22 protein-coding genes are annotated in these 23,217 nt (G+C 49.2%); 11 read left to right on the forward strand and 11 right to left on the reverse strand.

What is annotated here, in order from left to right; translation table 11 throughout:
• Nucleotides 1-133: 133 nt before the first annotated feature.
• Nucleotides 134-3,265 (forward strand): glycosyl hydrolase, encoded by a 3,132-nt coding sequence (locus H6570_04050; protein ID MCB9318430.1) that lies wholly within the window; start codon nt 134-136, stop codon nt 3,263-3,265.
• 114 nt (nt 3,266-3,379) lie between these two features.
• Here H6570_04050 and H6570_04055 read toward each other — a convergent pair whose 3' ends face one another.
• From H6570_04055 to H6570_04070, 4 genes are read right to left on the reverse strand one after another with little or no spacing between them, the layout of a single operon-like run.
• The gene (locus H6570_04055) at nt 3,380-3,811 is read right to left on the reverse strand and encodes a hydrogenase maturation protease (protein MCB9318431.1); all 432 of its coding nucleotides are present in this window, start codon (nt 3,809-3,811) and stop codon (nt 3,380-3,382) included.
• 48 nt (nt 3,812-3,859) lie between these two features.
• Nucleotides 3,860-4,552 (reverse strand): Ni/Fe-hydrogenase, b-type cytochrome subunit, encoded by a 693-nt coding sequence (gene cybH, locus H6570_04060; protein ID MCB9318432.1) that lies wholly within the window; start codon nt 4,550-4,552, stop codon nt 3,860-3,862.
• A gap of 12 nt (nt 4,553-4,564) precedes the next feature.
• Complete coding sequence (locus H6570_04065; GenBank protein MCB9318433.1) at nt 4,565-6,286, reverse strand: nickel-dependent hydrogenase large subunit; 1,722 nt, start codon at nt 6,284-6,286, stop codon at nt 4,565-4,567.
• A 38-nt stretch (nt 6,287-6,324) separates the two neighbouring features.
• Entirely contained in the window at nt 6,325-7,458 is a 1,134-nt protein-coding gene (locus tag H6570_04070; protein ID MCB9318434.1) for a hydrogenase small subunit, read from the reverse strand.
• Nucleotides 7,459-7,655: 197 nt separating this feature from the next.
• On the opposite strand from H6570_04070, the gene H6570_04075 reads away from it, so the two are divergent.
• Genes H6570_04075 through hypE form a run of 7 tightly spaced genes read left to right on the forward strand, consistent with a single transcriptional unit; the run spans nt 7,656 to nt 13,934 of the window.
• Nucleotides 7,656-7,853 carry a hypothetical protein gene (locus H6570_04075; GenBank protein MCB9318435.1) on the forward strand — a complete coding sequence of 66 codons (198 nt, stop codon included), beginning with the start codon at nt 7,656-7,658 and terminating at the stop codon, nt 7,851-7,853.
• 1 nt (nt 7,854) lies between these two features.
• The gene (locus tag H6570_04080; GenBank protein ID MCB9318436.1) at nt 7,855-8,208 is read left to right on the forward strand and encodes a hydrogenase maturation nickel metallochaperone HypA; all 354 of its coding nucleotides are present in this window, start codon (nt 7,855-7,857) and stop codon (nt 8,206-8,208) included.
• Between the two features lie 12 nt (nt 8,209-8,220).
• Complete coding sequence (gene hypB, locus H6570_04085; GenBank protein MCB9318437.1) at nt 8,221-9,126, forward strand: hydrogenase nickel incorporation protein HypB; 906 nt, start codon at nt 8,221-8,223, stop codon at nt 9,124-9,126.
• Between the two features lie 35 nt (nt 9,127-9,161).
• Nucleotides 9,162-11,489 carry a carbamoyltransferase HypF gene (hypF, locus tag H6570_04090; protein MCB9318438.1) on the forward strand — a complete coding sequence of 776 codons (2,328 nt, stop codon included), beginning with the start codon at nt 9,162-9,164 and terminating at the stop codon, nt 11,487-11,489.
• A gap of 21 nt (nt 11,490-11,510) precedes the next feature.
• On the forward strand, nt 11,511-11,783 hold the full coding sequence (locus H6570_04095) for a HypC/HybG/HupF family hydrogenase formation chaperone (protein MCB9318439.1): 273 nt from the start codon (nt 11,511-11,513) through the stop codon (nt 11,781-11,783).
• Nucleotides 11,780-12,886 carry a hydrogenase formation protein HypD gene (gene hypD, locus H6570_04100; GenBank protein MCB9318440.1) on the forward strand — a complete coding sequence of 369 codons (1,107 nt, stop codon included), beginning with the start codon at nt 11,780-11,782 and terminating at the stop codon, nt 12,884-12,886. The genes H6570_04095 and hypD overlap by 4 nt, the downstream gene beginning before the upstream one ends.
• Nucleotides 12,887-12,896: 10 nt before the next feature.
• Nucleotides 12,897-13,934 carry a hydrogenase expression/formation protein HypE gene (gene hypE, locus H6570_04105; GenBank protein ID MCB9318441.1) on the forward strand — a complete coding sequence of 346 codons (1,038 nt, stop codon included), beginning with the start codon at nt 12,897-12,899 and terminating at the stop codon, nt 13,932-13,934.
• A 124-nt stretch (nt 13,935-14,058) separates the two neighbouring features.
• Here hypE and H6570_04110 read toward each other — a convergent pair whose 3' ends face one another.
• The 4 genes from H6570_04110 to H6570_04125 all read right to left on the reverse strand — a co-directional run bounded on the left by H6570_04110 (nt 14,059) and on the right by H6570_04125 (nt 16,355).
• Nucleotides 14,059-14,487 (reverse strand): VOC family protein, encoded by a 429-nt coding sequence (locus H6570_04110; protein ID MCB9318442.1) that lies wholly within the window; start codon nt 14,485-14,487, stop codon nt 14,059-14,061.
• 10 nt (nt 14,488-14,497) lie between these two features.
• Nucleotides 14,498-15,022, reverse strand: coding sequence for an SRPBCC domain-containing protein (locus H6570_04115; protein MCB9318443.1), 525 nt, complete (start codon nt 15,020-15,022; stop codon nt 14,498-14,500).
• Nucleotides 15,019-15,339 carry a winged helix-turn-helix transcriptional regulator gene (locus H6570_04120; GenBank protein ID MCB9318444.1) on the reverse strand — a complete coding sequence of 107 codons (321 nt, stop codon included), beginning with the start codon at nt 15,337-15,339 and terminating at the stop codon, nt 15,019-15,021. Before H6570_04120 ends, H6570_04115 begins: the two co-directional genes overlap by 4 nt.
• A gap of 227 nt (nt 15,340-15,566) precedes the next feature.
• Nucleotides 15,567-16,355: a DNA-(apurinic or apyrimidinic site) lyase gene (locus H6570_04125; GenBank protein MCB9318445.1), complete on the reverse strand. Its 789-nt coding sequence runs from the start codon at nt 16,353-16,355 to the stop codon at nt 15,567-15,569.
• A 96-nt stretch (nt 16,356-16,451) separates the two neighbouring features.
• Here H6570_04125 and H6570_04130 point away from each other — a divergent pair, with 96 nt between their 5' ends.
• Together H6570_04130 and H6570_04135 are read left to right on the forward strand one after the other, a co-directional pair.
• On the forward strand, nt 16,452-17,696 hold the full coding sequence (locus H6570_04130) for a hypothetical protein (protein ID MCB9318446.1): 1,245 nt from the start codon (nt 16,452-16,454) through the stop codon (nt 17,694-17,696).
• A gap of 2 nt (nt 17,697-17,698) precedes the next feature.
• Nucleotides 17,699-18,559, forward strand: coding sequence for a fumarylacetoacetate hydrolase family protein (locus H6570_04135; GenBank protein ID MCB9318447.1), 861 nt, complete (start codon nt 17,699-17,701; stop codon nt 18,557-18,559).
• Nucleotides 18,560-18,564: 5 nt separating this feature from the next.
• Here the strand turns inward: H6570_04135 and H6570_04140 are convergent, their stop codons facing one another.
• Genes H6570_04140 through H6570_04150 form a run of 3 tightly spaced genes read right to left on the reverse strand, consistent with a single transcriptional unit; the run spans nt 18,565 to nt 22,926 of the window.
• Entirely contained in the window at nt 18,565-20,850 is a 2,286-nt protein-coding gene (locus H6570_04140) for a glycoside hydrolase family 92 protein (GenBank protein ID MCB9318448.1), read from the reverse strand.
• Nucleotides 20,851-20,901: 51 nt separating this feature from the next.
• Entirely contained in the window at nt 20,902-21,798 is an 897-nt protein-coding gene (locus H6570_04145; GenBank protein MCB9318449.1) for a class I SAM-dependent methyltransferase, read from the reverse strand.
• A gap of 24 nt (nt 21,799-21,822) precedes the next feature.
• Nucleotides 21,823-22,926 (reverse strand): VIT1/CCC1 transporter family protein, encoded by a 1,104-nt coding sequence (locus H6570_04150; GenBank protein MCB9318450.1) that lies wholly within the window; start codon nt 22,924-22,926, stop codon nt 21,823-21,825.
• 48 nt (nt 22,927-22,974) lie between these two features.
• Here H6570_04150 and H6570_04155 point away from each other — a divergent pair, with 48 nt between their 5' ends.
• Entirely contained in the window at nt 22,975-23,184 is a 210-nt protein-coding gene (locus H6570_04155) for a hypothetical protein (protein MCB9318451.1), read from the forward strand.
• Nucleotides 23,185-23,217 lie beyond the last annotated feature (33 nt).

Genomic DNA, 23,217 nt, shown 5'->3' on the forward strand with positions numbered 1-23,217 from the left:
AAAGGTAGCTAAATTCAATTTTTGTGCCTAATATACTGTAAACACACTTGTGATTTCAAATCCAATTACGCGGCAAAGCACTTCAGAATTATGCCTTCATTCCTTACCTTCATTGGCCTAAATAAAGAAGTCGATGAAAGAACGGATGATTCTCATGACTGCCCTGGTCATGATCTTAGCTGTGACGCCAGACTGGGCGCAGCGAAAAAGCAAAAAACAGGAACCTGCACCTGCGCCAGAAGTGGCGGTAAAGATGGTCGATGCCAAAGAATACTCCGGCATGACCTTCCGCAATATCGGCCCTTTCCGCGGTGGACGGGCAGTAGCGGTATGCGGGGTGGTGCAAGATCCCTATACCTTCTATTTTGGCTCTACCGGCGGTGGCGTTTGGAAGACCGAAAATGGTGGCGAAACCTGGAAAAACATCACCGATGGTTACCTCAAGACCGGTTCCATAGGTGCTATTGATGTTTCCCGCTCCGACCCGAATGTTGTTGTGGTCGGGACTGGTGAAGGTCCGGTGCGTGGGGTGATGACCTCGCATGGGGATGGTGTGTATATTTCCACCGACGGAGGTGCCACCTGGGCCAACAGAGGTTTGGATCGCGTACGGCAAATACCCAAAGTCCGCATCCATCCGCAAGACCCTAACATCATCTATGTCGCTGCACAGGGAAGCCCTTATGAGCCGACACCGGACCGGGGTGTCTATCGTACCAAGGATGGTGGGAAGAGCTGGGAGAAAGTCCTCTTTGTCAACGACAGCGCCGGCGTCTGCGACCTGTCGATGGATATGACCAACCCACGGGTGCTGTATGCTGCCTTCTGGCACCACCAGCGGTTACCCTGGAAGATGGTTTCCGGCGGCCAGTACAGCTCGATCTGGAAGACGACAGATGGAGGTGATACCTGGACAAAATTGACCAAAGGATTGCCGAAGTCCATCATGGGTAAGATTGGAGTATCGGTATCCGCGGCAGATCCTCAGCGGGTTTATGCTGTCATCGAATCGGAAGAAGGTGGGCTATACCGTTCTGATGATGCCGGTAACAGCTGGACCCGGATCAACAAAGACCGGATCCTGCAGGCCCGCTCCTGGTATTACATGCATGTGTTTGCCGATCCGCATGATGCCAACCGCGTCGTGGTGCTGAATGCGCCTTACCTGCTTTCGGAAGACGGTGGTAAGACCTTCCGGACTGTCCCGACACCGCATGGCGACAATCACGATCTGTGGGTGCATCCTTTGGACCCGAACATCCAGATCAACTCCAACGACGGCGGCGCCAACATCAGCTATAATCGCGGGCTGACCTGGAGTACCCAGGGCAATCAGCCTACCGCCCAGTTCTACCGCATCAATGCCGATAACCGTTTTCCATATTACGTCTACGGCGGCCAGCAGGATAATACCTCGGTCTGCATACCTTCCCGTAGTGACCGTGGAGGCATCTCGAATGACGAATTTTATCCGGTAGGAGGATGTGAATCGGCCTATTGTGCCTTTGATCCGGACAATCCGCGATTTGTGTATGCCGGATGCTATCAGGGCATCATCTCTGAGACAGATACGGAACTAAAAATTTCCAAAGACATCATGGCCTATCCCTATCTGGGACTGGGTTCAAAGCCTTCTGATGTCAAATACCGATTTAATTGGAACGCCCCAATTCTGGTCTCACAACATGATCCCAAAGTGATCTATCACGGTGGAAATCAGGTCCTGAAATCTTCAGACCGTGGAACCACCTGGAATGAGATCAGCCCGGATCTTACCCGTAATGATCCGAACAAACTGGATTTTGGCGGTGGCCCCATCACCAATGAAGGAGCAGGCGGTGAGGTCTACCAGGCCGTCTATTACCTGGCGGAGTCGCCCTTTGATGCCAACGAGCTTTGGGCCGGCAGCGATGACGGATTGGTCCACATGACCCGAGACGGTGGCCAGAACTGGGCCGATGTGACACCTCCGGGGCTTATGGAGGGGCAAATCAACAGCCTGGAAGTGTCTCCTAATACGCCGGGTAAGGTGTACGTGATCTACAACCGCTACAAGTTCAATGATTTCAAACCACACATCTACATAACCACCGACTTTGGTAAAACCTGGACTGATCATGTTCAGGGTATTGCTCCGGAAGCACATGTACGTGTCGTACGCGAGGACCCGGTGCGCAAAGATCTGTTGTTTGCCGGTACCGAAACCGGAATGTACATCAGTATAAATGGCGGTATGCAGTGGGATTCGTTCCAGCTTAACCTGCCTATCGTGCCCATCACCGACCTGATGATCCATCACGGTGATTTGCTGGTAGCTACCCAGGGCAGGGCTTTCTGGATATTGGATGACCTGACACCATTACGTGAAATGCAACCCAAATCCGCCGGGCAGGTTGCCCTGCTGGCTCCACGTGACCCGATTTTATACGGAGGCCCAAGACGTGAATCACTTACCATGGGTACCAATCCGGACTATGGTTTGGCATTGTATTACCAGGTAAATGAGAAACTGGATTCTTCCGACATCAAGATCCGGATCCTGGATGATCATGGGAAGGTGTTGAATGGCCAACCACTGGGCGACAATAAAAAGTCACTTGACAAAATGCCCGGGTTGCATAAATACGTCTGGGACATGCATGTACAGGATAAGCCTGAAGTGAAAGGTGTCCTCACCCTCGGTGGTAGGGGAGGCCATCTCGTCACTCCGGGAAAATATACCGTGCGCGTCGTCGTTGGAAAAGACAGCATCGACCAAACCTTCATGGTTGATGCGGATCCCCGCCTGGAAATTACCGATCCGGCGGCTTATCAGGAAAAACGGAAACTATTGGATCAGCTGGATGCCGGAGCCCGTGCTCTTAATGACGAAGTGAATACGCTGACTGCGGTCAAGCAACAACTGGAGGACTTTGTTAAACGCCCGGGTCTGGATACCAGCTTAAAAAAAGCTTGTAAAGATGTGATCACCTCGATTGAAGATGTTGACAAGACACTGGTGCAGCGCAAGCAGCAGACGTTCCAGGATGTCATTAATTTCCCCAATCAGCTGGACGCTGAGCTCAAGCACATAGAGGGGTTAATTGAGGATGGATACCTGCCGGTTACCAATGGACAGAAGATGCGGGTCCACGATGTCATGGATAAGTGGGATAAAGCAGAAATGCAAATCAATGAATTATACAAGAAGGTCAGTGATCTGAATCAGATGATCCAGGAGGCCGCAGTTCCGGTCATTCAGGTGGATCGCAAAGGTAAGACCTGATCCGGAAGCCCTTCAATAAAAGCAGAAAAGGTTGCCATTCGAAAATCTGGATGGCAACCTTTTTTCATTTGGTACTTGTCTATATAAGACTTTTGATCCGGACCTGATGATGCATCAGATCACTTCCGTAGGTATTAGTTGAAATACCAATTGGCGTACCTTTCGCGACAATTCCTGCATAACATCCTGGATCGGGCCGGATAACTCCACCGTCAATGGTTGTACCATTGAAATCGAAACGGTAAACAGATGAATGGTGGGCAGAGATCCCAGCAGTTGCATACTTTGGATGACATCTTTCAGACCGATCTCATGGGTGCTCATAGCTTGCGGGAAGTCCTTTACGAATCTTGGTTTGATCAGACGTATGGTACCGGGAGGATTTTCGTCCATCGTGGCATCGATCATGATCACCTGTTCGTACGATTCGATCTGGTTCATCAGCACAAATCCGCCGGTACCTCCATCCAGTATATCGACATCATCAGGCCATTCCTGATCTTGTAATGCCTTAACAAAATGGACGCCCAGGCCTTCATCACCCATCAGGTAATTACCCAGTCCAAGAATCAATACAGGTTTTTTGTCCAATGGTCAGGCGTTATGTTGGTTTTCAAAAACTTCTTCTTCAATGAATTTCCAGCCACCACCCATGGATGACATTTCACCTCTGCCTTCCACAAAATCATGGAAAAACACCAGATAGATGTGGATGATGGCGAAGACGATGAAAAACCACATGGTGATGTGATGTACCATGCGCAGCGTTTGGTCATTACCAAAAACACCAGGTACCCAGGCAAACAACGAAGGCAACCAGGCATCACTCATCCCGGCATAGAGCCCTCCACCCGTAATACACTGGATGGCAAATGCTATGAAAGTCATGAAATAAATGAATCCAGCGAGGGCATTGTGGCCTACCGACAGGTGTTCGCGGTTTCTTTTTAATAAAATGTCAATCCGGATGACATCCCACATTTCCTTAAAATACTTTTTCGTGATAGGGACGAAGTTTTTCCAGTTGGCGTACTTGTTACCCACGAAACCCCAATAAATCCGGAAAATGAAATTATAAAAGAAGATGTAGGCGGCCAGAAAATGCAAAAACCGTACGATTCCAAACCAATAACTGAATGATGCTTCTGCATTCGATTGTATGGCGATTGGTGAGCCAATCAGATAACCGGTGATGCACAGCACCACGATGGCCAACGCATTCAACCAATGGTAGAAACGCACCGGGCGTTCCCAGACGTAAACACGTCTTAAAACTTTATTTTTCATTGGTTTGGCATTTTAAGGTACTACCTGTATGCGGCTTACTGTTTCTCCCTCTTCATCGTAAAGGTGTACTGCACAAGCCATACAGGGGTCGAATGAATGAATTGTACGCAATATTTCAAGCGGCTGTTCTTCATTAGCAACCGGTGTGTCCAACAGTGCAGACTCGTATGCTGAACGTTGACCTTCCGGGTCCCTCGGCGAGGCATTCCAGGTAGTAGGTACCACCAGCTGATAATTTTTAATCTTTTGATCTTCGATCACGATCCAGTGGGCGAGTGCCCCCCTGGGTGCTTCGGTATGACCTACGCCCTTAGCCTCTGCAGGCCAGGTCTTCGGTGCAAACTTGGTCGTATCCGCCATGCGGACATCACCGTTTTTGATGTTTGTGATCAGGGCGTCATAGAACTCCTGTGCCCACTGGGCGACCAGAATGGACTCGAGACCACGTGCAGCGGTACGGCCTAGCGTCGAGAACAATGCTGTAACCGGAACATTAAGGTTCGTGAGTGCCATGTTAACTACTTCCTTGAAGTCTTCACGACCGCGTGCATAACCCACCAGGACACGGGCGAGGGGACCAACTTCCATGGCGTGCCCTCTCCAACGGGGTGTTTTCAGATAGCTGTATTTCTGATCGACATCCAGATGTTCGTAGGGTGGTTTTGGCCCGGTGTAATTCAGATTTGTTTCACCGGCCCATGGATGCAGGCCGGCTGCATCGCCGCCGCTGTATTCGTACCACGAACGGCTGATAAATTCCTGAACCTGAGCATCTTCCCGTAAATCGACTTCCTGCAGATTGTTGATATCTTTATTTAAGATTACCCCACTGGGGAATTTAAAACTGGATTCGTCACGGTAGCCATTCGTCGGTAAATCACCGTATACGAGATAGTTGCCAAGTCCACCTCCGATGGCTCCCCAATCCAGGTAATAGGGCGCTATGGCCATCAGGTCGGGGATATACACCTGTTCGATAAACCGTTTGCCTTCTTCCAGAAGCTGACCGACATAAGCCAGTCGCTCTGCATTGATAACACTTACATCGTCCAGGCCAATGGAACAAGCCATACCTCCCACCAGGTAATTAGGGTGTGGGTTCTTGCCACCGAAGATGGCGTGCACTTTGACGATTTCTTTTTGCCACTCCAGCGCTTCCAGGTAATGAGCAAGACCAATCAGATTGATCTCCGGAGGTAGCTTATAGGCGGAGTGCCCCCAGTAACCATTCGTGAAAATGCCCAGCTGACCGGTGGAGACGAAGCCTTTTACTCTTTTCTGCAAATCGGAAAAATAGCCCGGTGAGCTCTTGGGCCAGTTGGAAATGGACTGTGCGATTTCCGAGGTCTTTTTCGGATCTGCATTTAAGGCATCAACGACATCTACCCAGTCCATGGCATGCAAGTGGTAAAAATGGACTACGTGGTCGTGCATGTATTGTGCGCAATACATGAGATTCCTCACCAATTCGGCGTCGGGTGGAATGATGATATCGAGGGCGTCTTCGACGGCCCGGCAGGATGCCAGTGAGTGTACCGTGGTGCAGACACCACAAACCCTGCCTACAAAAGCCCAGGCATCCCGTGGATCCCGGCCCTGCAGGATCCGTTCGATCAGACGCACCATGGTTCCTGAACTGTAAGCATCGGTGACTTTGCCGCCTTCAATATTCGCTTCAACCCGCAAATGGCCTTCTATGCGGGTAATGGGGTCAACAACTATTCGAGAACTCATTTTTTTTGGTTTGTTGGATTAATGGACTTAGTCACAGATCATTCATGATCTAATTCTTCCGCGCTGGTACGGCCTTCCTGAACGTGACTCTGAATGATTTTTTTCTTCATAATGTTGGTACCGATGGCATGTGCCGCAATACCTGTTGCGGTAACACCGGCTGCAATGGCTCCGATCTCATCGGCGGTGCTTTCGATACCGAAACCCGGGAAACTGGAAAGCCTGCGGTAGAATGGGCCATTATCCCAGAAATTCTCTTCACTGCAACCAATGCAGCCGTGACCGGATTGAATGGGATAACTGGTACCATTGTTCCACTTGGTCACTCCACAGGCGTTGTAGGTCGTTGGTCCCTTACATCCCACTTTATAAAGGCAATACCCTTTGCGGGCATTCTCATCATCAAAACTTTCAACGAACAACCCTGCATCGTAGAATGGACGGCGGTAGCAGGTGTCGTGTACCCGCTTGCTATAAAATGCTTTGGGTCTGCCTACGCGGTCCAATTCAGGAATCCGGCCAAATGTCACCACGTGGACCAGCACCCCGGCCATGACTTCGCCGATAGGCGGACAACCAGGTACTTTGATAATGGGTTTGCCTTTGACCAGTTTGTGAATAGGAGTAGCTCCGGTAGGATTCGGTTTGGAAGCCTGAACGCAACCATTGCAGGCGCAGGAGCCCCAGGCAATGATAGCCTTGGCTCCGGCAGCAGCTTCCTGAAGGATATCGATCGCCGATTTTCCTCCGATACAACAATAAGCACCATCAGCACCCATTGGTACAGAACCTTCGACACACAGTACATATTCACCCGGATATTCTTCCATGGTTTTGCGCATCGATGCTTCGGCCTGGTGACCGGAGGCTGCCATTAATGTTTCCGTATAGTCCAAGGAGATCTTATCCAGGATGATGTCCGCAACGATCGGGTGAGAAGACCGGATAAATGACTCACTGCAACAGGTGCATTCCTGAAAATGCAACCAGATTACCGGGAGTCTCGGTTTGGTCATTAAAGCTTCGGTGATCTGAGCCACGCCGGTCGATTCAAGGCCCATATAGGCTGCGATCATGGTCGTGAACTTCATGAAATCCCGGCGGGAATAACCTCTTCTTCGTAAATCTTCGTAGTAGGTAGGACGCTTAACGCTGGTTGATGATGGAGCCATTTTTTATGAATTCAAAACGTTTTGAAAATGGTATCAAAAAACATCTTAAATTAATTGATATCTATACGGATTAAAGATGACATACATCATAATCGCGCATGATGATGTAGGATCTATTTAGGATGCTGAAAATTTTAAATTTGTTATTGCTCTGATATTTTGTGACCGGAGCAGTTAAAATCAAACCCTTCTTTACTATGAAACCAATTCGAATTGTAGTTCTTCTGCTGAGTCTCTTACCATTCACTTTAATTGCTCATCCCGGACATGGGATAGGCAATGGATGGTCGTTGACCCATTACACCGGTTCACTGGAGCACGCCTGGATACTTGTGGTAGCAATTGTGGCCATCAGTTATTGGCTAGTGCGCAGCACCAAAAAATCATCCAGTTGAAATGCATGAGCTTTCAATCGTGATGAGTATTTTGGATATTGCCAACGATACGGTGAAGGCTCATAATGCACAGGGTGTCGAATCCATTGAATTGGATATCGGAGAAATAGCGGGTATAGAGATGCCTGCATTGGAATTTGCCTGGGAAGCTGCCGTGCCGGGTACGGTATTACAGAAAGCAGAAAGACAGATCAATCACATACCCGGTAGGGGGAGATGTCTGGAATGCGGATCCACTTTTCCCATGTCAAATTTATACACACCCTGTCCCGGATGCAACAGCTACTTCACGGATGTGATCGCTGGTAAGGAATTAAAGATCAAATCATTAACCCTGGCTACGGCCGAAGACTAAATATCAACTGTTATGTGTTCAACTTGTGGATGTGGTGATACGGATGGCATCACAATTACCTTATTTAATTCCGGAGGAAACCTGAAAGCAATTGATCTGCCTGCCATGAAAACCATGGGACCGGTTCCCTTTGCTACTGCCACTGAACATCACCACCACGGACACCATCACCATCATGATCACGGCTCCCACCATCATGAAACAGGGCACATACACAGCCATGGAGATCATGGCCATCCGCATGTGCATTTCACCAGCCCGAAAACAGTGGTCGATCTCGAAGTGGACATTTTACAGCAAAATCAATTACTCGCAGAACGCAACCGCGGGTACTTCCTGGCCAAGTCTATTCTGGCCCTGAACCTGGTCAGTTCTCCCGGATCGGGTAAGACCAGCCTGCTGGAGCGAACACTCACAGACCTGAAGGGTAAAATGGACTGTGCCGTGATCGAAGGGGATCAGCAATCTTCGCAGGATGCCAGCCGGATCGCTGCTACCAGTGCCCCGGTGGTTCAGATAAACACCGGGAAAGGATGTCATCTGGACGCGGACATGGTTTCGAAAGCACTGCAACAACTTAAACCAGCTAACAACAGTTTATTATTCATTGAAAACGTGGGTAACCTGGTTTGTCCGGCATTGTTTGATTTGGGAGAAGCAAAGCGCGTCGTCATTATCAGTGTGACGGAGGGTGATGATAAACCCATCAAATACCCGGATATGTTTCACAGCGCGCAACTTTGCATTATCAATAAGATTGACTTATTGCCCTATGTTCAGTTTGACGTGAATAAAGCAAAGGACTATGCCCTGCAAGTCAATCATCATCTCAAATTCCTGGAGCTTTCAGCAACAACCGGACAGGGCATGGACCAATGGTATCAATGGCTGGAAGAGGAGATGAGCCGGATCGGTTGACTCAGGATAACACCCTATCATAGATAACGTAGCAATTGTTAGGTAGAAGCATTCATATAAAAGGCCGGGTACAAGGGGTCGGATTCAGGCCATTTGTCTATCGCCTGGCGGTTCAACTCCAATTAGCCGGCTGGGTCAAGAATGGTCCTGATGGTGTACATATTCTCATCGCCGGAGATGAGGAGTCTATGGACCGGTTTGAAAACCATCTGCGGATCAAGCCTCCTGCATTATCGATCATCACGTCGTTTACTTCGGAGCTGGAAAAAGTCAATGACCTGGCCATATTTCAGATTATAGAATCCGCAGCTTCAGGCCCGGGAGAGGTGCTGTTAACTCCTGATCTGGCTTTGTGTATGGAATGCCGTCATGAATTGCACGACCCGTTGAACAGACGTTACCACTACCCGTTCATCACCTGTACACAGTGTGGGCCCCGTTATTCCATCATTCAATCGCTTCCCTATGATCGTCCGGGGACAACCATGTCGCCATTTACGATGTGCCCCACTTGTCAGTCAGAATACAATGATCCCCTGGATCCAAGGCATCATGCGCAGACCAATTCGTGTCCGGATTGTGCAATTTTACAGAGCTGGTGTGACGCCACTGGGAATGTGTTGCATCAGAATCAGACAGTGGCTGTCAATTCTGCGGTCCAGGCTTTATTGTCCGGATTTATTGTTGCCGTAAAAGGAGTGGGAGGTTATCTGTTGATGGGTGACGCCACACAAGCCCGTGTTATCGAGCAGCTTAGGGAACGTAAACACCGGCCTTCAAAGCCATTTGCGGTTTTATATGGTGATAAAAGCCAGCTGGAGCTCGATGTGCTGCTTTCCGACCTGGCGTGGAAACAACTGACAAGTCCCGAGTCCCCCATCGTCTTACTGCCATTCCGGAGCGATGAACCCGATTCCGGCCTGCAACGAAACCTGGTGGCTCCCGGCCTGGATCAGTTAGGGGTCATGTGGCCTTATACACCATTGCTTGACCTGATCAGTAAAGAGGCAGGCAGGCCTTTGATCGCTACCAGTGGAAACAAAAGTGGTTCTCCCATCTTTTACCAGGATGAAAAAGCAATTGCCGGATTAGAAGGTATTGCAGATTTTTTCCTGGTCAATAACCGGACCATTGTTGTACCGCAGGACGACAGCGTGATGCGGTATTCTCCAGTATACCGCCAACCTGTGATCCTCCGGCGCAGCCGCGGATTTGCACCCAGTCTGATCCTCCCTTCATCACAGCCGATGCAAGACGGAGTTCTGGCCATGGGAGCAGCACTTAAAAGTACATTTGCCTTTACACACCGAAACAATTGTTATGTCAGCCAATATTTGGGAGATACGGACCATTACGAAGTTCAACAGGCTTATGAGCATACGCTTGACCACTTGCTAAGAACGACCGGTCAGGAACCCCGGGTCATCCTGGTTGACCGCCATCCGCAATATGCCAGTACCTTGCTGGGGCAACGGTTGGCGGAAGAACTGTCCTTGCCTATCCTGAAGGTTCAACACCATGAAGCCCATTTTATGGCTGTACTGGAGGAGCATTCGTTGTGCGATCGGGAGTTTCCCATTCTTGGTTTCATTTGGGATGGCACGGGTTATGGCCATGATGGCCAGACCTGGGGGAGTGAATGTTTTATGTATCAGAAAGGTAAACTCCGGCGGGCCGGGCATTTAAATTATGTAGCACACCTGGCCGGTGATCAGATGGCACGGGATGCCCGCTTACCGGCATTGGCATTCAGCGGCGGCAATCCAACCATCCTGGCGTATTTGGAAACGAAGTTCAGCCGATCAGCCTGGAACATTTACCAAAAACTCCTGGAGAATGATTCCAAAATCCAGACCTCCAGTATGGGCCGCTTGTTCGACGCAGCCGGATGCCTGCTGGAGTTGGGAACACATCAATCCTTTGAGGGGGAAATTGCCATGAAACTGGAAGCGCAGGCCTGGGAAGGTATTCGGCGGATAGGGTGGGAACTGGAACCCTACGGTGTATTAAGATGGGATGGCGCTGAGCTTCTGATGGCTCTTTTTCACGACAAGTCTGCGGTGCCTGAACGTGCTGCGCGATTTCATCGTACCCTGATAGGCTGGATGTTCGATGAAGCGGGAATGCATCCGGAGGTTGAACACCTGGCAATGAGCGGGGGCGTTTGGCAGAATGGATTGCTGGTGGATATGGCTCTGCATTTTAAACCTTCGCAATACAATTTGTATTTTCATAAACAGTTGTCTCCGAACGATGAAGGCATATCCTTTGGTCAACTGGTCCATTATCAGAAAGTAGGACAGCAAGGTTTTGTCAGGGACCAATTGATGAAAGCATTTGATGCTTCTACTTCGAGCAATTGATGCACAAAAAAAATTAAGATTATGTGTTTGGCAATACCGGGAAAAATCACTGCGATCACGGAGCATCTGAATGGTGCATTCCGGACCGGGAAGGTCTCTTTTGGCGGGATCCAGCGGGAAACAAATCTAAGTATGGTTCCCGATGCGCAGGTCGATGATTATGTATTGGTCCACGTAGGTGTGGCCATCAGTGTTGTCGATGAAGAAGAAGCCCGTAAAACGTTTGAGTTGTTGAAAGCGATGGGTGAACTGGAGGATGAACTCGGACCGGAGCCCAAAACCGATGGAGTATGAAATATCTGACCGAATACCGTGATGCTGTGATGGTTCAGGAGTATGTCAAACGGATCCATCAACTGGTGACCAGGCCCTGGTCCATCATGGAGATATGTGGGGGACAGACTCATGGTTTGGTGAAGAACGGGATCCTTGAAATGTTACCAGAGCAGGTAACCATGGTTCATGGCCCCGGATGCCCGGTATGTGTCACACCGCTTCACCTGATTGATGATGCCATCGCTCTGGCCTATAAACCAGGAGTCATCGTGACCTCCTTCGGTGATATGCTCCGCGTGCCAGGGTCTGAAGAATCTCTTTTGGAAGCCAAGGCCAATGGAGCCAATATGCAAATGGTTTACTCTCCCCTGGATGCCCTTAAAATTGCCCAGAAGAATCCGGATAAAGAGGTTGTATTTTTTGCCGTAGGTTTTGAGACAACTGCCCCGGCCAATGCACTGTCGGTCATCCAGGCGGATGCCATGGGGCTGGAAAATTACAGCATACTGACTTCTCATGTATTGGTACCTCCTGCCATGGAGGCCATACTGTCCGATCCGGAAAGCAAAGTAGATGGTTTTCTCGCCGCCGGTCACGTATGTACGATCATGGGTATAGAGGAATATTACCCGATCGCTGAAAAATACAAGGTGCCTATTGTGGTGACCGGATTCGAACCCATCGATTTACTCGTAGGGATTTACGAGACTTTAAAGCAGCTAGAAGAAGGCACTTACCGGGTAGACAACCAATATGCGCGAGTCGTTCAGGCGGCAGGAAATCCTCAGGCCAGGAAGGTTATCGGAAAAGTATTCACGACCTCAGACCGGATCTGGCGGGGTATAGGTGAGATACCAGGCAGTGGCTATGAGGTTGACCAGGAGTTTAGCCGGTACGATGCAAGGTTAAAATTTCATCTTGGCCACCGGGAGGTTCCTGAGCATCCTGAGTGCATCGCCGGACAAATCCTTAAGGGATTGCGTAAGCCTTTCCATTGCGCTCAGTTTGGCAAAGGGTGTACACCCGAACATCCGCTGGGCGCACCCATGGTCAGTTCGGAAGGCGCTTGCGCTGCTTATTATCATTTTGCTCAAATGAAAAACGAGACGGTCCATGGCTGAAAAATTGAGTATGCGGCTGCAATGCCCGGTCCCAAAGATGGATTTTGATGTGATTCAGCTGGGACATGGAAGTGGGGGCCTGATGACCCACCGGTTGCTGAAAAGTGGTGTTTTTGAAGTGTTGCAGAATGAGTTTTTACGTGAGGAACACGATGGTGCGATCGTTGACCTGAAAGGGAAAACGGCCATCACGACCGATAGTTTTGTGGTCTCTCCAATCTTTTTTCCCGGAGGAAATATCGGGGATCTGGCTGTAAATGGCACGGTGAATGACCTGGCCATGTGTGGAGCCAAACCACAGTATCTGACCCTGGCATGCATCCTGGAGGAGGGGTTTGCGCTGGAGGAATATTGGGAGATACTGTTAGCCATCCGTGAGGCAGGTAAGACTGCCGGTGTGCAGGTTGTGACCGGTGATACGAAAGTTGTTGAAAAAGGTAAAGGCGACGGTATTTTTATCAATACGACCGGCATTGGACTGGTGCATCCGCATGCAGACATTCGTGTTTCAAGGATCAAATCCGGTGATGTCGTCGTCGTCAGCGGTTTGGTTGCCAGTCATGGCATGGCCATTATGTCGGTGCGTGAGGGACTGGAGTTTGAGACAACGCTGGAAAGCGATACCGCACCGGTTCACGATATGGTGTGGGCACTATTGGATCAATTTGGAGAGGATATCCGGTTTTTGAGGGATCCGACCCGGGGTGGGGTGGCTTCAACATTAAACGAGGCTGCATCGCAAAGGAAACTCGGAATCCGGCTGGAGCAAACACAGATCCCGATGCTGGAAGAAGTGGAAGGTGCCTGTGAGCTACTGGGAATGGATCCGCTTTATGTAGCCAATGAAGGGATATTTGTAGCAATTGTCGCACCCGGTACGGCAGATGCAGTCGTTAAAACCTTGCAGCAATTTCCCGGGGGAAAATTTGCATCGGTCATCGGACGTGTGGTGGATGAACATCCGGGTCAGGTCGTCCTGAACAGCTCAATAGGTGGTAAACGTGTCGTTGCTATGCTGGCAGGGGAACAGTTGCCGAGGATTTGTTAATGCCCGGGCTAATAAATAGAATGGCTGTGTACGCATGATTTGGGTTGAAATAAAAAATGGCAATAGAAAGCACCTCGATCTATTACCATTTAGTTGGAAATAATCCGTCGATTTTATTCAGGATTTAATTTGCGGAGTCATATTCTACCATCCATTCCACGCCATATTTATCGGTAAACATGCCAAAATAGACACCTAATGGTCCGTTGGAAATAGGCATCTCTACAGCACCTTCTGAAGATAGGCCATTAAACAGACGGTCAGCTTCTTCCCGGCTTTCCGCACTTATTGAAATGGTATTTCTGTTGTCATTTTCACTGACCTTTCCCATCATTTCCAAAACATCGCTCGCTATTAAGCGGGTGTGTTTTCCGATCGGGAGGACAATGTGCATGATCCGGTTGGCATCATGGTCCGCTATTGGAAATTCAGGGCTGGATATGGACCCATACCGCAATAATTTTGTGAATTCTCCGCCGAAGACGGACTTGTAAAACGTAAATGCTTCTTCTGCATTTCCATTAAAATGAATGTGAGGATTAATTGTTGCCATATTTAATTGATTAAAGGTTAAAAGGTGTTGTTGTCAATGTTCCGGATTTGATTAAGTGATCGATTTTATTCATCGTTAATGTAAATCCTTCCCGGAAACCTTTTTCAATCATCATTTCCAGGATAGCCAGTGATTTGTATTTGATGCTGATACGCACCGTGGTAATCCCATTTGCTTCGCTGAATTTCAAGTCGTTTTCCGACCCGTAGAAATCCTGATTAATGTGTTCATCCTTGTCGCTAAAGCCTGAAAGGTATTTGAGATTTGTCTTAGGGGAAATGGATGTATAGTCCTGAACGGAATAATGTTCCTGTCCTTCGGGACTTATCATTTTGTAAAACCTGCGTCCACCCACTTTAAACTCCATACGTATGGTTTGTGCTACCCAGGGCTCCGGAGCACCCCACAGATCCAGAATTTCCTGTTTGGTAAAAGCGTCCCAAACCAGATCAAGCCCGGCATCAAATTCTTTGTGGACAAAAATGGTATTCGTTTTTTTGTCAACATTAAAATCAAACAGCAAATGATTATTCATGATTTTTGATTTTTAAGCTTTGATAATATTTTGTCAAGTTGATTAAACTTGTTTTCCCAAATGGATTTTAATTGGCTCAGCCATTTATCGACTTCTTTCATTTTATCCATTTCAAGTGAATAATAAATTTCTCTACCCTGTTGTTCCTGTTTGACCAACTGGCATTCGGTCAAAATCCGTAAGTGCTTCGATACGGCTTGTCTGCTCATATCGAAATGCTCGGCCATTGCATTCGGTGTCATTGCCCTTAAAGCAATTAAGGTGATTATCGCTCTGCGGGTTGGATCTGCTATAGCCTGGAAAACATCTCTTCTCATGTGCTGCAATTTATTTTAAGAAACCGTTCGGTTGCAAATATATGCGCAACTGTTCGGTTTCGCAAGTGATTATAAAAAAAATTTGATTTTTTGTGAGGCTGCATGAAGCGGCAGCCACCTGCTACGATATTAACCAGGATTTAGAATCAGCAAAATGCATCAATCCTTCCTGTCTGCTCTGGCAGGGGTGAACTAAGATTTGCCTGTGTAGAGGATAAATTAATTATTCAATACCGCTTCTGCCACCCTTCCACAAAATAGGTCGTCCGGCCCCCGATTTTGGCAGACTCCGCTACTCCGGGACCATTAGGGTTTTTGGCTCCCGGCTCCCGCCATTTCCAGAACCAGTCCTCCGGATAAACTTTGTAGTAAGCATCGCGCTCACAGGCCAGCGTGAGGATGGATTTCATTCGCTCATAGAGCTCCTTTTGTTTCTTGAGGGGGATAGCACCGGTTATAGATGCCGGATGAACCCTGGCTTGATAACAGATCTCATCGGCATACAGGTTGCCGACCCCGGCAAGTATGGACTGGTCCAGCAGCCAGGCCTTGATAGCCGTGGTTCTTCCTTTCATTTTGGCCAGCCACTCCGATTCGTCTATTTCGAGTGCATCCGGACCCAGGCCGGTTTCATTGATGTAGGCATGGATATCGTTCAGCAGGAGGATACGGCCAAACTTACGTGGGTCATCATATCCGATATAGAGCCCATTGGATAACTGCCAGTTGAATCGTTCGTATCGGGAGCGCTCCATCGGATCCTGATAATAACGCAGATCACCGGTCATGCTCAGGTGCAGTAAAACCGACTGTCCCTTATCCAGCAATGCAAAAAGGTATTTACCCCGGCGATAGGTTCCGGTGATGGGTCGTCCGGAAAGGGCCTGGATAAACTCATCCCCGGAAATATTCCGAAGGATGTGCTCATCCCATACCTCAACGCGGTGGATTTGCTGGCCTACCGCTTCGGTATGCAATAGTTTTTGAACGGTGTTGACTTCAGGTAATTCTGGCATATTGGTCTTAACAAACAGTTGTATAAATGGTTTGTGTCATCCAGTTACCAGATTTGGCGGGGAAGGTTGTATTTTCCCTTTGGAAAAGCAAATCATATGATGCGACGGATCAACTATGCTACTCTGATCATGGCTATGCTGGTATTGACCCAGTGCAGCCGTAAACCGCCCTTTTACATGGACCCGGGTTATTTTGGTTATGATCAATCATTTCTGGGTGAGCATGTCAAAGATCTGGTATTGCTTACCTCAGCGGACAGCAATCAACAATTGCTGGTTTCTCCGGCTTTACAAAGCAGGGTATTTACTTCTTCAGCGGAAGGTCGCCGCGGCAGGAGTTTTGGCTGGGTGAATTATGACCTGTTGAAGAGTGGTGAAGTCAGTGCACAGTTTAACCCCTACGGAGGAGAAGACCGCTTTTGGCTTGGTCCGGAAGGTGGTCCCTATGCCTTGTATTTTGCTCCAGGCCAGCCGCAGACATTTGACAACTGGGTGGTGCCCGGCCCGTTTGACCGTGATCCTTTTAATATAGTAGAGCAGGATCCCACTTACATCCATTGCCGCTCAGGATTTACCGTTCCGAATTATGCCGGTACTCCCTTGTCGGTGCAGGTGGATAGATCCGTACGTCTGCTTGATCAGGCGGGTGTGGAGCATGCCCTGAATATGGAGATGCCTAACGGAGTGCGATGGGTAGGGTACAGCTCGGAGAATGCAGTTCAGAACACCGGGGAGACAGCCTGGACGGCTGAGCAGGGTTTACCTTCTGTCTGGATACTCGATATGTTTCCTCCTGCGGAGAATGGTGCCGTGATCATCCCGTTCCGGGCAGGTGATGAAAGCGAATACGGCATGGTGGTGCGTACCAACTATTTCGGAGATATTCCAGATGACCGTTTGCAGGTCAACGAAGATTACCTATTGTTCAAAGTCGATGGCCATTATCGCAGTAAGATTGGCATACCTCCTCTACGGGCGAGGCAGGTTGCCGGCAGCTATGACCCGGATCATCAGACACTCACCATCATCCAGATAGGGCCCGTGGATACTCAATCGGTCTATGTAAATTCCGTTTGGGGCACAGACACTAATCCGTACGACGGAGATGTGATCAATTCGTACAACGATGGCCCACTGGAAGGAGGAGGACAACTGGGACCTTTTTTTGAGATCGAGTCTTCATCACCGGCTTTGGCATTGCAACCAGGAGCCTCTTACCAGCACCTGCAACGCACCTTTCATTTTACCGGGGATGCCGGAACCCTGAATCAGATCATGCAGACGGTGCTTGGGGTGACGGTCCTCGATGTAGAACATTTCATTCATCCCCCAATCCAATAGTTATGGCTGCCTCATGGTATTTGTATCGTACCCCGGAACAAATTTATCTGCATCAGGACAACAACTGGTGGGAGGCTCCGGCAGGATTATCCTGGAGCGCGGTCTCCAATCATGTCAATTTGTATCGCTGGCTGGAATTACATCATCAGGACTGGGACCAGTTAGCTGCGCCCCCTGAGCTTTCCCATTGCCTGCCTCCCCTGGACAAGCAGGAAGTCTGGGCGGCTGGTGTCACTTATTACCGCAGCCGGGATGCACGCATGGAGGAATCCCAGGAGTCCGGTGGTTCAACCTTCTACGATAAGGTGTATGTGGCGGATCGCCCCGAACTATTCTTTAAGTCCATGGCACACCGGGTTTCTGGCAACCATGAGAAAGTACACATACGGCAGGACTCAACCTGGAATGTGCCCGAGCCTGAACTGGCATTATGGGTGTCTTCCGAAGGGACCATCGAAGGTTATGCCATTGGAAACGATATGTCCTCGCGTGACATCGAGGGTGAAAATCCGTTGTATTTACCTCAGGCAAAAGTGTACGATCGCAGTCTGGCCCTGGGTCCCTGTCTGTATGTCCCGGATGGCCCACTGAGTTCGGAAACGCGTATCCAGATGATGATCGAGCGGCACCGTCAGGTTATTTTTAGTGGTGAGACGACCGTAGATCAGATCAAGCGCAGTTTTATAGACCTGGTAGGCTATTTGAATCATTCGATGGACTTTCCGGATGGCGTCTGGTTGCTGACCGGTACGGGTATCATCCCACCGCCGCAATTTACCCTGAATGCCGGTGATCAGGTGCTGATTGAAATCGAGCCTATTGGTTTACTGACCAATCAGGTGCAGGTGTTCTCCCGGGAATGACCTTGTTAGTTTTTTGTCATTGAGAAGGGGACACTATCCTTTCCGGTAGCCCATCGCTTATCAGGCTGATCGGCCATTTTAAAATGGAGTGTACCACCCTGCATGATTTCCGGGTAAGTAAGAAAGGTGCGATCGATAGGCTTACCATTGAGCTGCAGCGACTGGATGTAATAATCCGTTGCTTCATCCTGGGTGGCCACGATGGTCATGGTCTTCCCATTTTCGAGCTTTAATGTGATCTGGTCAAAAAGCGGACTTCCGATAACATACTGGTCCGATGCCGGAGTGACCGGGTAAAATCCCAGTGCGCTGAATACATACCAGGCGGAAGTTTGTCCGTTATCCTCATCTCCGCAATATCCGTCCGGAGTCGGGCTGTACAATTTTCGCATCACCTGACGGGCCCAATATTGTGTTTTCCATGGCTCGCGGGCATAATCGTAGAGATAGATCATGTGTTGGATCGGCTGATTGCCGTGGGCATAGTTCCCCATATCCATAACTTGCATTTCACGTATCTCATGGATGGTAAAGCCATAGTAGGAGTCGTCAAAATTAGGGGCCATCGCAAAAACAGTGTCCAGCATGGATACAAAGGGTTGGTCTCCACCCATCAGATTGATGAGACCCTGGATATCCTGAAATACGGACCAGGTGTAATGTAAACTATTGCCCTCAGTGAAAGCATCACCCCACTTCAGTGGATTAAAAGGAGTTTGAAATTGGCCGTCCTCGTTTTTGCCACGCATCAGATTGTGCGTCGGATCAAAGAGGTTTTTATAATTCTGTGCCTGCCGGTAAAAGCGGTCGGCTATGTCTTTTTTACCCATTTTAGCTGCCATCTGTGCCAATGCAAAATCATCGTACGCGTACTCCAGGGTACGGGCAGCATTTTCAGGGATACCTACATCATAGGGTACATAACCGAGTTCGTTATAATATTCGACGCCAGCGCGTCCCACCGAACTGACCGGCCTGCCATCCGGTATGTTGCCATTTTTAAGCATAGCGTCCAACAGTATATCCGCGTCTTTTTCATCAGGAATATTGCCTTTCAGGTAAGCATCAGCAATTAATGACGCAGAATTGGAACCCACCATGCAGTCACGGTGTCCCGGGCTGGCCCATTCCGGCAGCCATCCCGATTCCTTATAAGTATTGACCAGGCCTTTCATGATCCTGGTGGTCAGGGAAGGATACATCAGATTAAAGAAGGGAAAGACTGCACGAAAGGTGTCCCAGAATCCATTGTCGGTGTAGAGGTATCCCGGTTGTACGGTGCCATTGTAGGGGCTATAGTGGAGGACCTCACCGCGGTCTCCGATTTCAAAAAATTCTCGGGGGAATAACATCATCCGGTAAAGGCAGGAATAAAAAGTTTCCACCAATTCCGGATGATCATCGGTCACCTGGATCCGGCCCAGTTCTTTTTCCCACACGCCCTGAGCTTTTTCTTTCGTCTCTATGAAGGTATCATTCCCGATTTCCTGTTTAAGATTGCGCTCAGCCTGTTCCGGGCTGATGAAGGAGGAAGCCACTTTCACGTGAACCTGATCTCCGCGCTTTGTAGAAAATCCGATGATAGCGCCTACATGATCGCCTTCTGCCAGCCGGCTGTTCTTTACCAGCTGCCATTCGTCAGACCAGGTGTCTGTGATCTCAAAATCATGGTCAAACACTGCCACGAAGTAGTTGTGAAAGTTCTCAGGCACACCACCGTGATTATTCCGGCAATAACCGATGATCTTCCGTTCCTCCGGTATTATACGGACCATGGATCCTCCATTGAATGCATCAAGCAGGATGAAAGCAGAGTCAGCCATGGGAAAGGTGAACTGGAAATGACTGGCACGCTCGGTAGGAGCCATTTCCATGGTTACATCGTAATCCGCCAGGTACACGGAATAATGATAGGGGTGCACGACCTCCGCTTTATGCGAAAACCAGGAGGCCCTCTCTTCTTCCTGAAATTTCAGTTTCCCGGTCACTGCCATCAGAGAGAATGCTGCATAATCATTGATCCAGGGACTGGGCTGATGCGTTTGTTTGATACCCCGGATCTTTTGTGCACTGTACTGATAAGTCCATCCGTCTCCCATCTTGTTGGTCATCGGAGTCCAGCTGTTCATTCCCCAGGGTAAGGAAATGGATGGATACGTATTTCCATGAGACATATCAAACCTCGAGTCGGTTCCCATCAGGGGATTGATCAGGTCAGCAAGACCGGATGGCTGGGCAGTCAGGGCAGACACCATCATCAATAGCAGACCGGAAAAAAGTTGTGTTCGCATGTTTAAAAGAATTGTTCGTATGGCGTGAATGTCAGCATTTGGTGGTCAGGATCAAAATGATTCCCTGGGTATTTTGTCTATAGTAACCAATAGCCGGCTCTGATGCCCAATCACCTTATTGGCCAGTAAATCGGCACCTTTCCATAGCAGGTAAGGTAAATATTTCAGCACAACATGCCCTTTCAGCATGACCAGTAGTTTGTTCAGAAATGCCTGCGTTGAGACTTTGCCATGAATACCGGATTCCTGGACCTGGTCTTGTATGAATTTTTCATTGACCGAGTGCAGATGGGCGTGCAGTGGCGTTTTTTGGTTGCAATGGATGCACAGTGAATATTGGATGACTTCATTGTAGGGCGTGGTCAGGATCAGCCTGCCGCCCGGTTTGAGTGCGCGGAATAATTCCTGCAGGAATTTGGCTACCTCCTCAATGTGTTCCAGCACCTCTGACGCGACGATAACGTCAAAGGTATTGTCCTGGAAGGGTAAATGCTGTGCGTCACCCCGGATGACCAGGTGGCGTTCGTCATGGACACGTTTTTTGGCATTTTGGGTATTAGCCGAGGAGAGATCCATCGAACAAATTTCTGACCTTTTCCGGTTTTGAATGATAGATGCTGCCAGCCAGGCGTTTCCGCATCCCACATCCAGAATTGATGTTGCCTGGCCCGGTATTTCCCGTATGATGGTTTCCTGCAGGCGACGGTGTTCGTGGAGAGTAGCCTGATTACCGGAGGATTCGAAATAATCAAACACCTCGGCATCTGTTTCATAGTGTTCGAAATAGTTTGTTATCCGGTGACTGGCAAATTCATTGGGTAAAAGCTGCCAGACGCCATCAACAGTAGAGTATCGCACCTGGTCTGCCTCCGCATGGGTGCCATCCGGAGAGAGGTGCAATGGAACTCCGGTGACCGGACACTGAAGCTTACCAAGTAATTCCATCATACCATTTGTTCAGGTAGGTTTAGGTTATCCGCCCAGGCTTACCCCAAGCAAGTGACCGATGCCAAAGGTAATAGCTGCAGCCATAGCTCCGAAAAGGACCTGTCTCATGCCGGACACCCATACTGATTTGCCGGTCATGAGGGTGATCAAGGCACCGATTCCGAAAAGTCCAATGCCGCTTAGTCCGATGCTTAACCAGGTAGCCCGGGGTGCCTGGGTGAAGAAATAGGGTAGTACCGGAATGATCGCACCCAGGGAGAACAACACAAATGAAGCGATGGCTGCTTCCCAGGCTGAGCCCCCAAGCTCCTCCGGATCAATACCCAACTCTTCGCGGGCCAATACATTCAACGCATTCTCATCATGCTTCATCTGTTCTTTGGCCAGGTTGTCAGCTTGTTCCTGGCTTAATCCTTTGGCCTGGTAAATCAGTGATAGTTCAAGTTGTTCTTCTTCAGGGTTGTTGGCTAATTCCTCACCCTCCAGGTCGAGCTGCCGCTGAAAGAGTTCACGGGCGCTCTGTACGGACAGCCACTCACCCAGTGCCATAGAGAGGGCGCCGGCAAGGAGTCCTGCCATCCCGGTGACCAGGATGTATTTGTTGTCGACAGCTGCTCCAGCCACGCCCATGACCAAACTCAGGTTGGAAACCAATCCGTCGTTGGCGCCCAGAACAGCGGCGCGGAGGGCATTGCCACCCACATTGCGGTGTCGTGATTCCAGGGTGGCTAAACGCCGGGGGTCAATGGTCTTATGCTGAGCCTGGATTCCTTCCAGGATTTGGGCATGATGGAGCAGGCTGGTTCTGGCTTGAGGTGAAGACTTGGGTGACTGGCCAAAAGCAATGGCCTTTTCTGTTTGGATGAGGTCTCCCAAAATAAAGGAAGTGCCGAAACGCTTTGCCAGCCAGGCTTTGGTCCTGGCTTGCCAGGAGGGGCGGAAGGCCACAGCAGATGCATCATTTAAACCTTCCTGGTTAAGGAAATGAGTGTAATGACGCTTTTCAATCGATGCCATTTGCTGGTATATTGCCCGGATGGCTTCCTCTTGTTCCAATCCGGCCAGGGTCTCATAAAGAAATGCCGCATCGAGCTCATTTTGGATGAGGGCCCGGGACTTTTTAGATATCGTGTTTCCCAATACTTTGTACTTTGGAACAAGTTAATAAGAGTCTCTATGAATCTAAAGCAAACCCGCACCTTTACCATTTTTGCTCCCTATCCAGTTCGTTATGCCCCTCCGGAAATACTTAAGCCAGAGACAGCAGCTGATGCCAAATTGCTGAACCCGAACGTCCAGGAAGAGATCCGGAACATGCAATCGGTTGCTGGCGTTCTATTTAGCGGAAGCTGGATGCTTGGAATAGCTAACCTATCAGGCGGCTAAAGCTGAAAAACATGCGCATGAATGCATTGCGGA

It is taken from the genome of Lewinellaceae bacterium, assembly GCA_020636135.1.
Classification (GTDB): Bacteria; Bacteroidota; Bacteroidia; order Chitinophagales; family Saprospiraceae; genus JAGQXC01.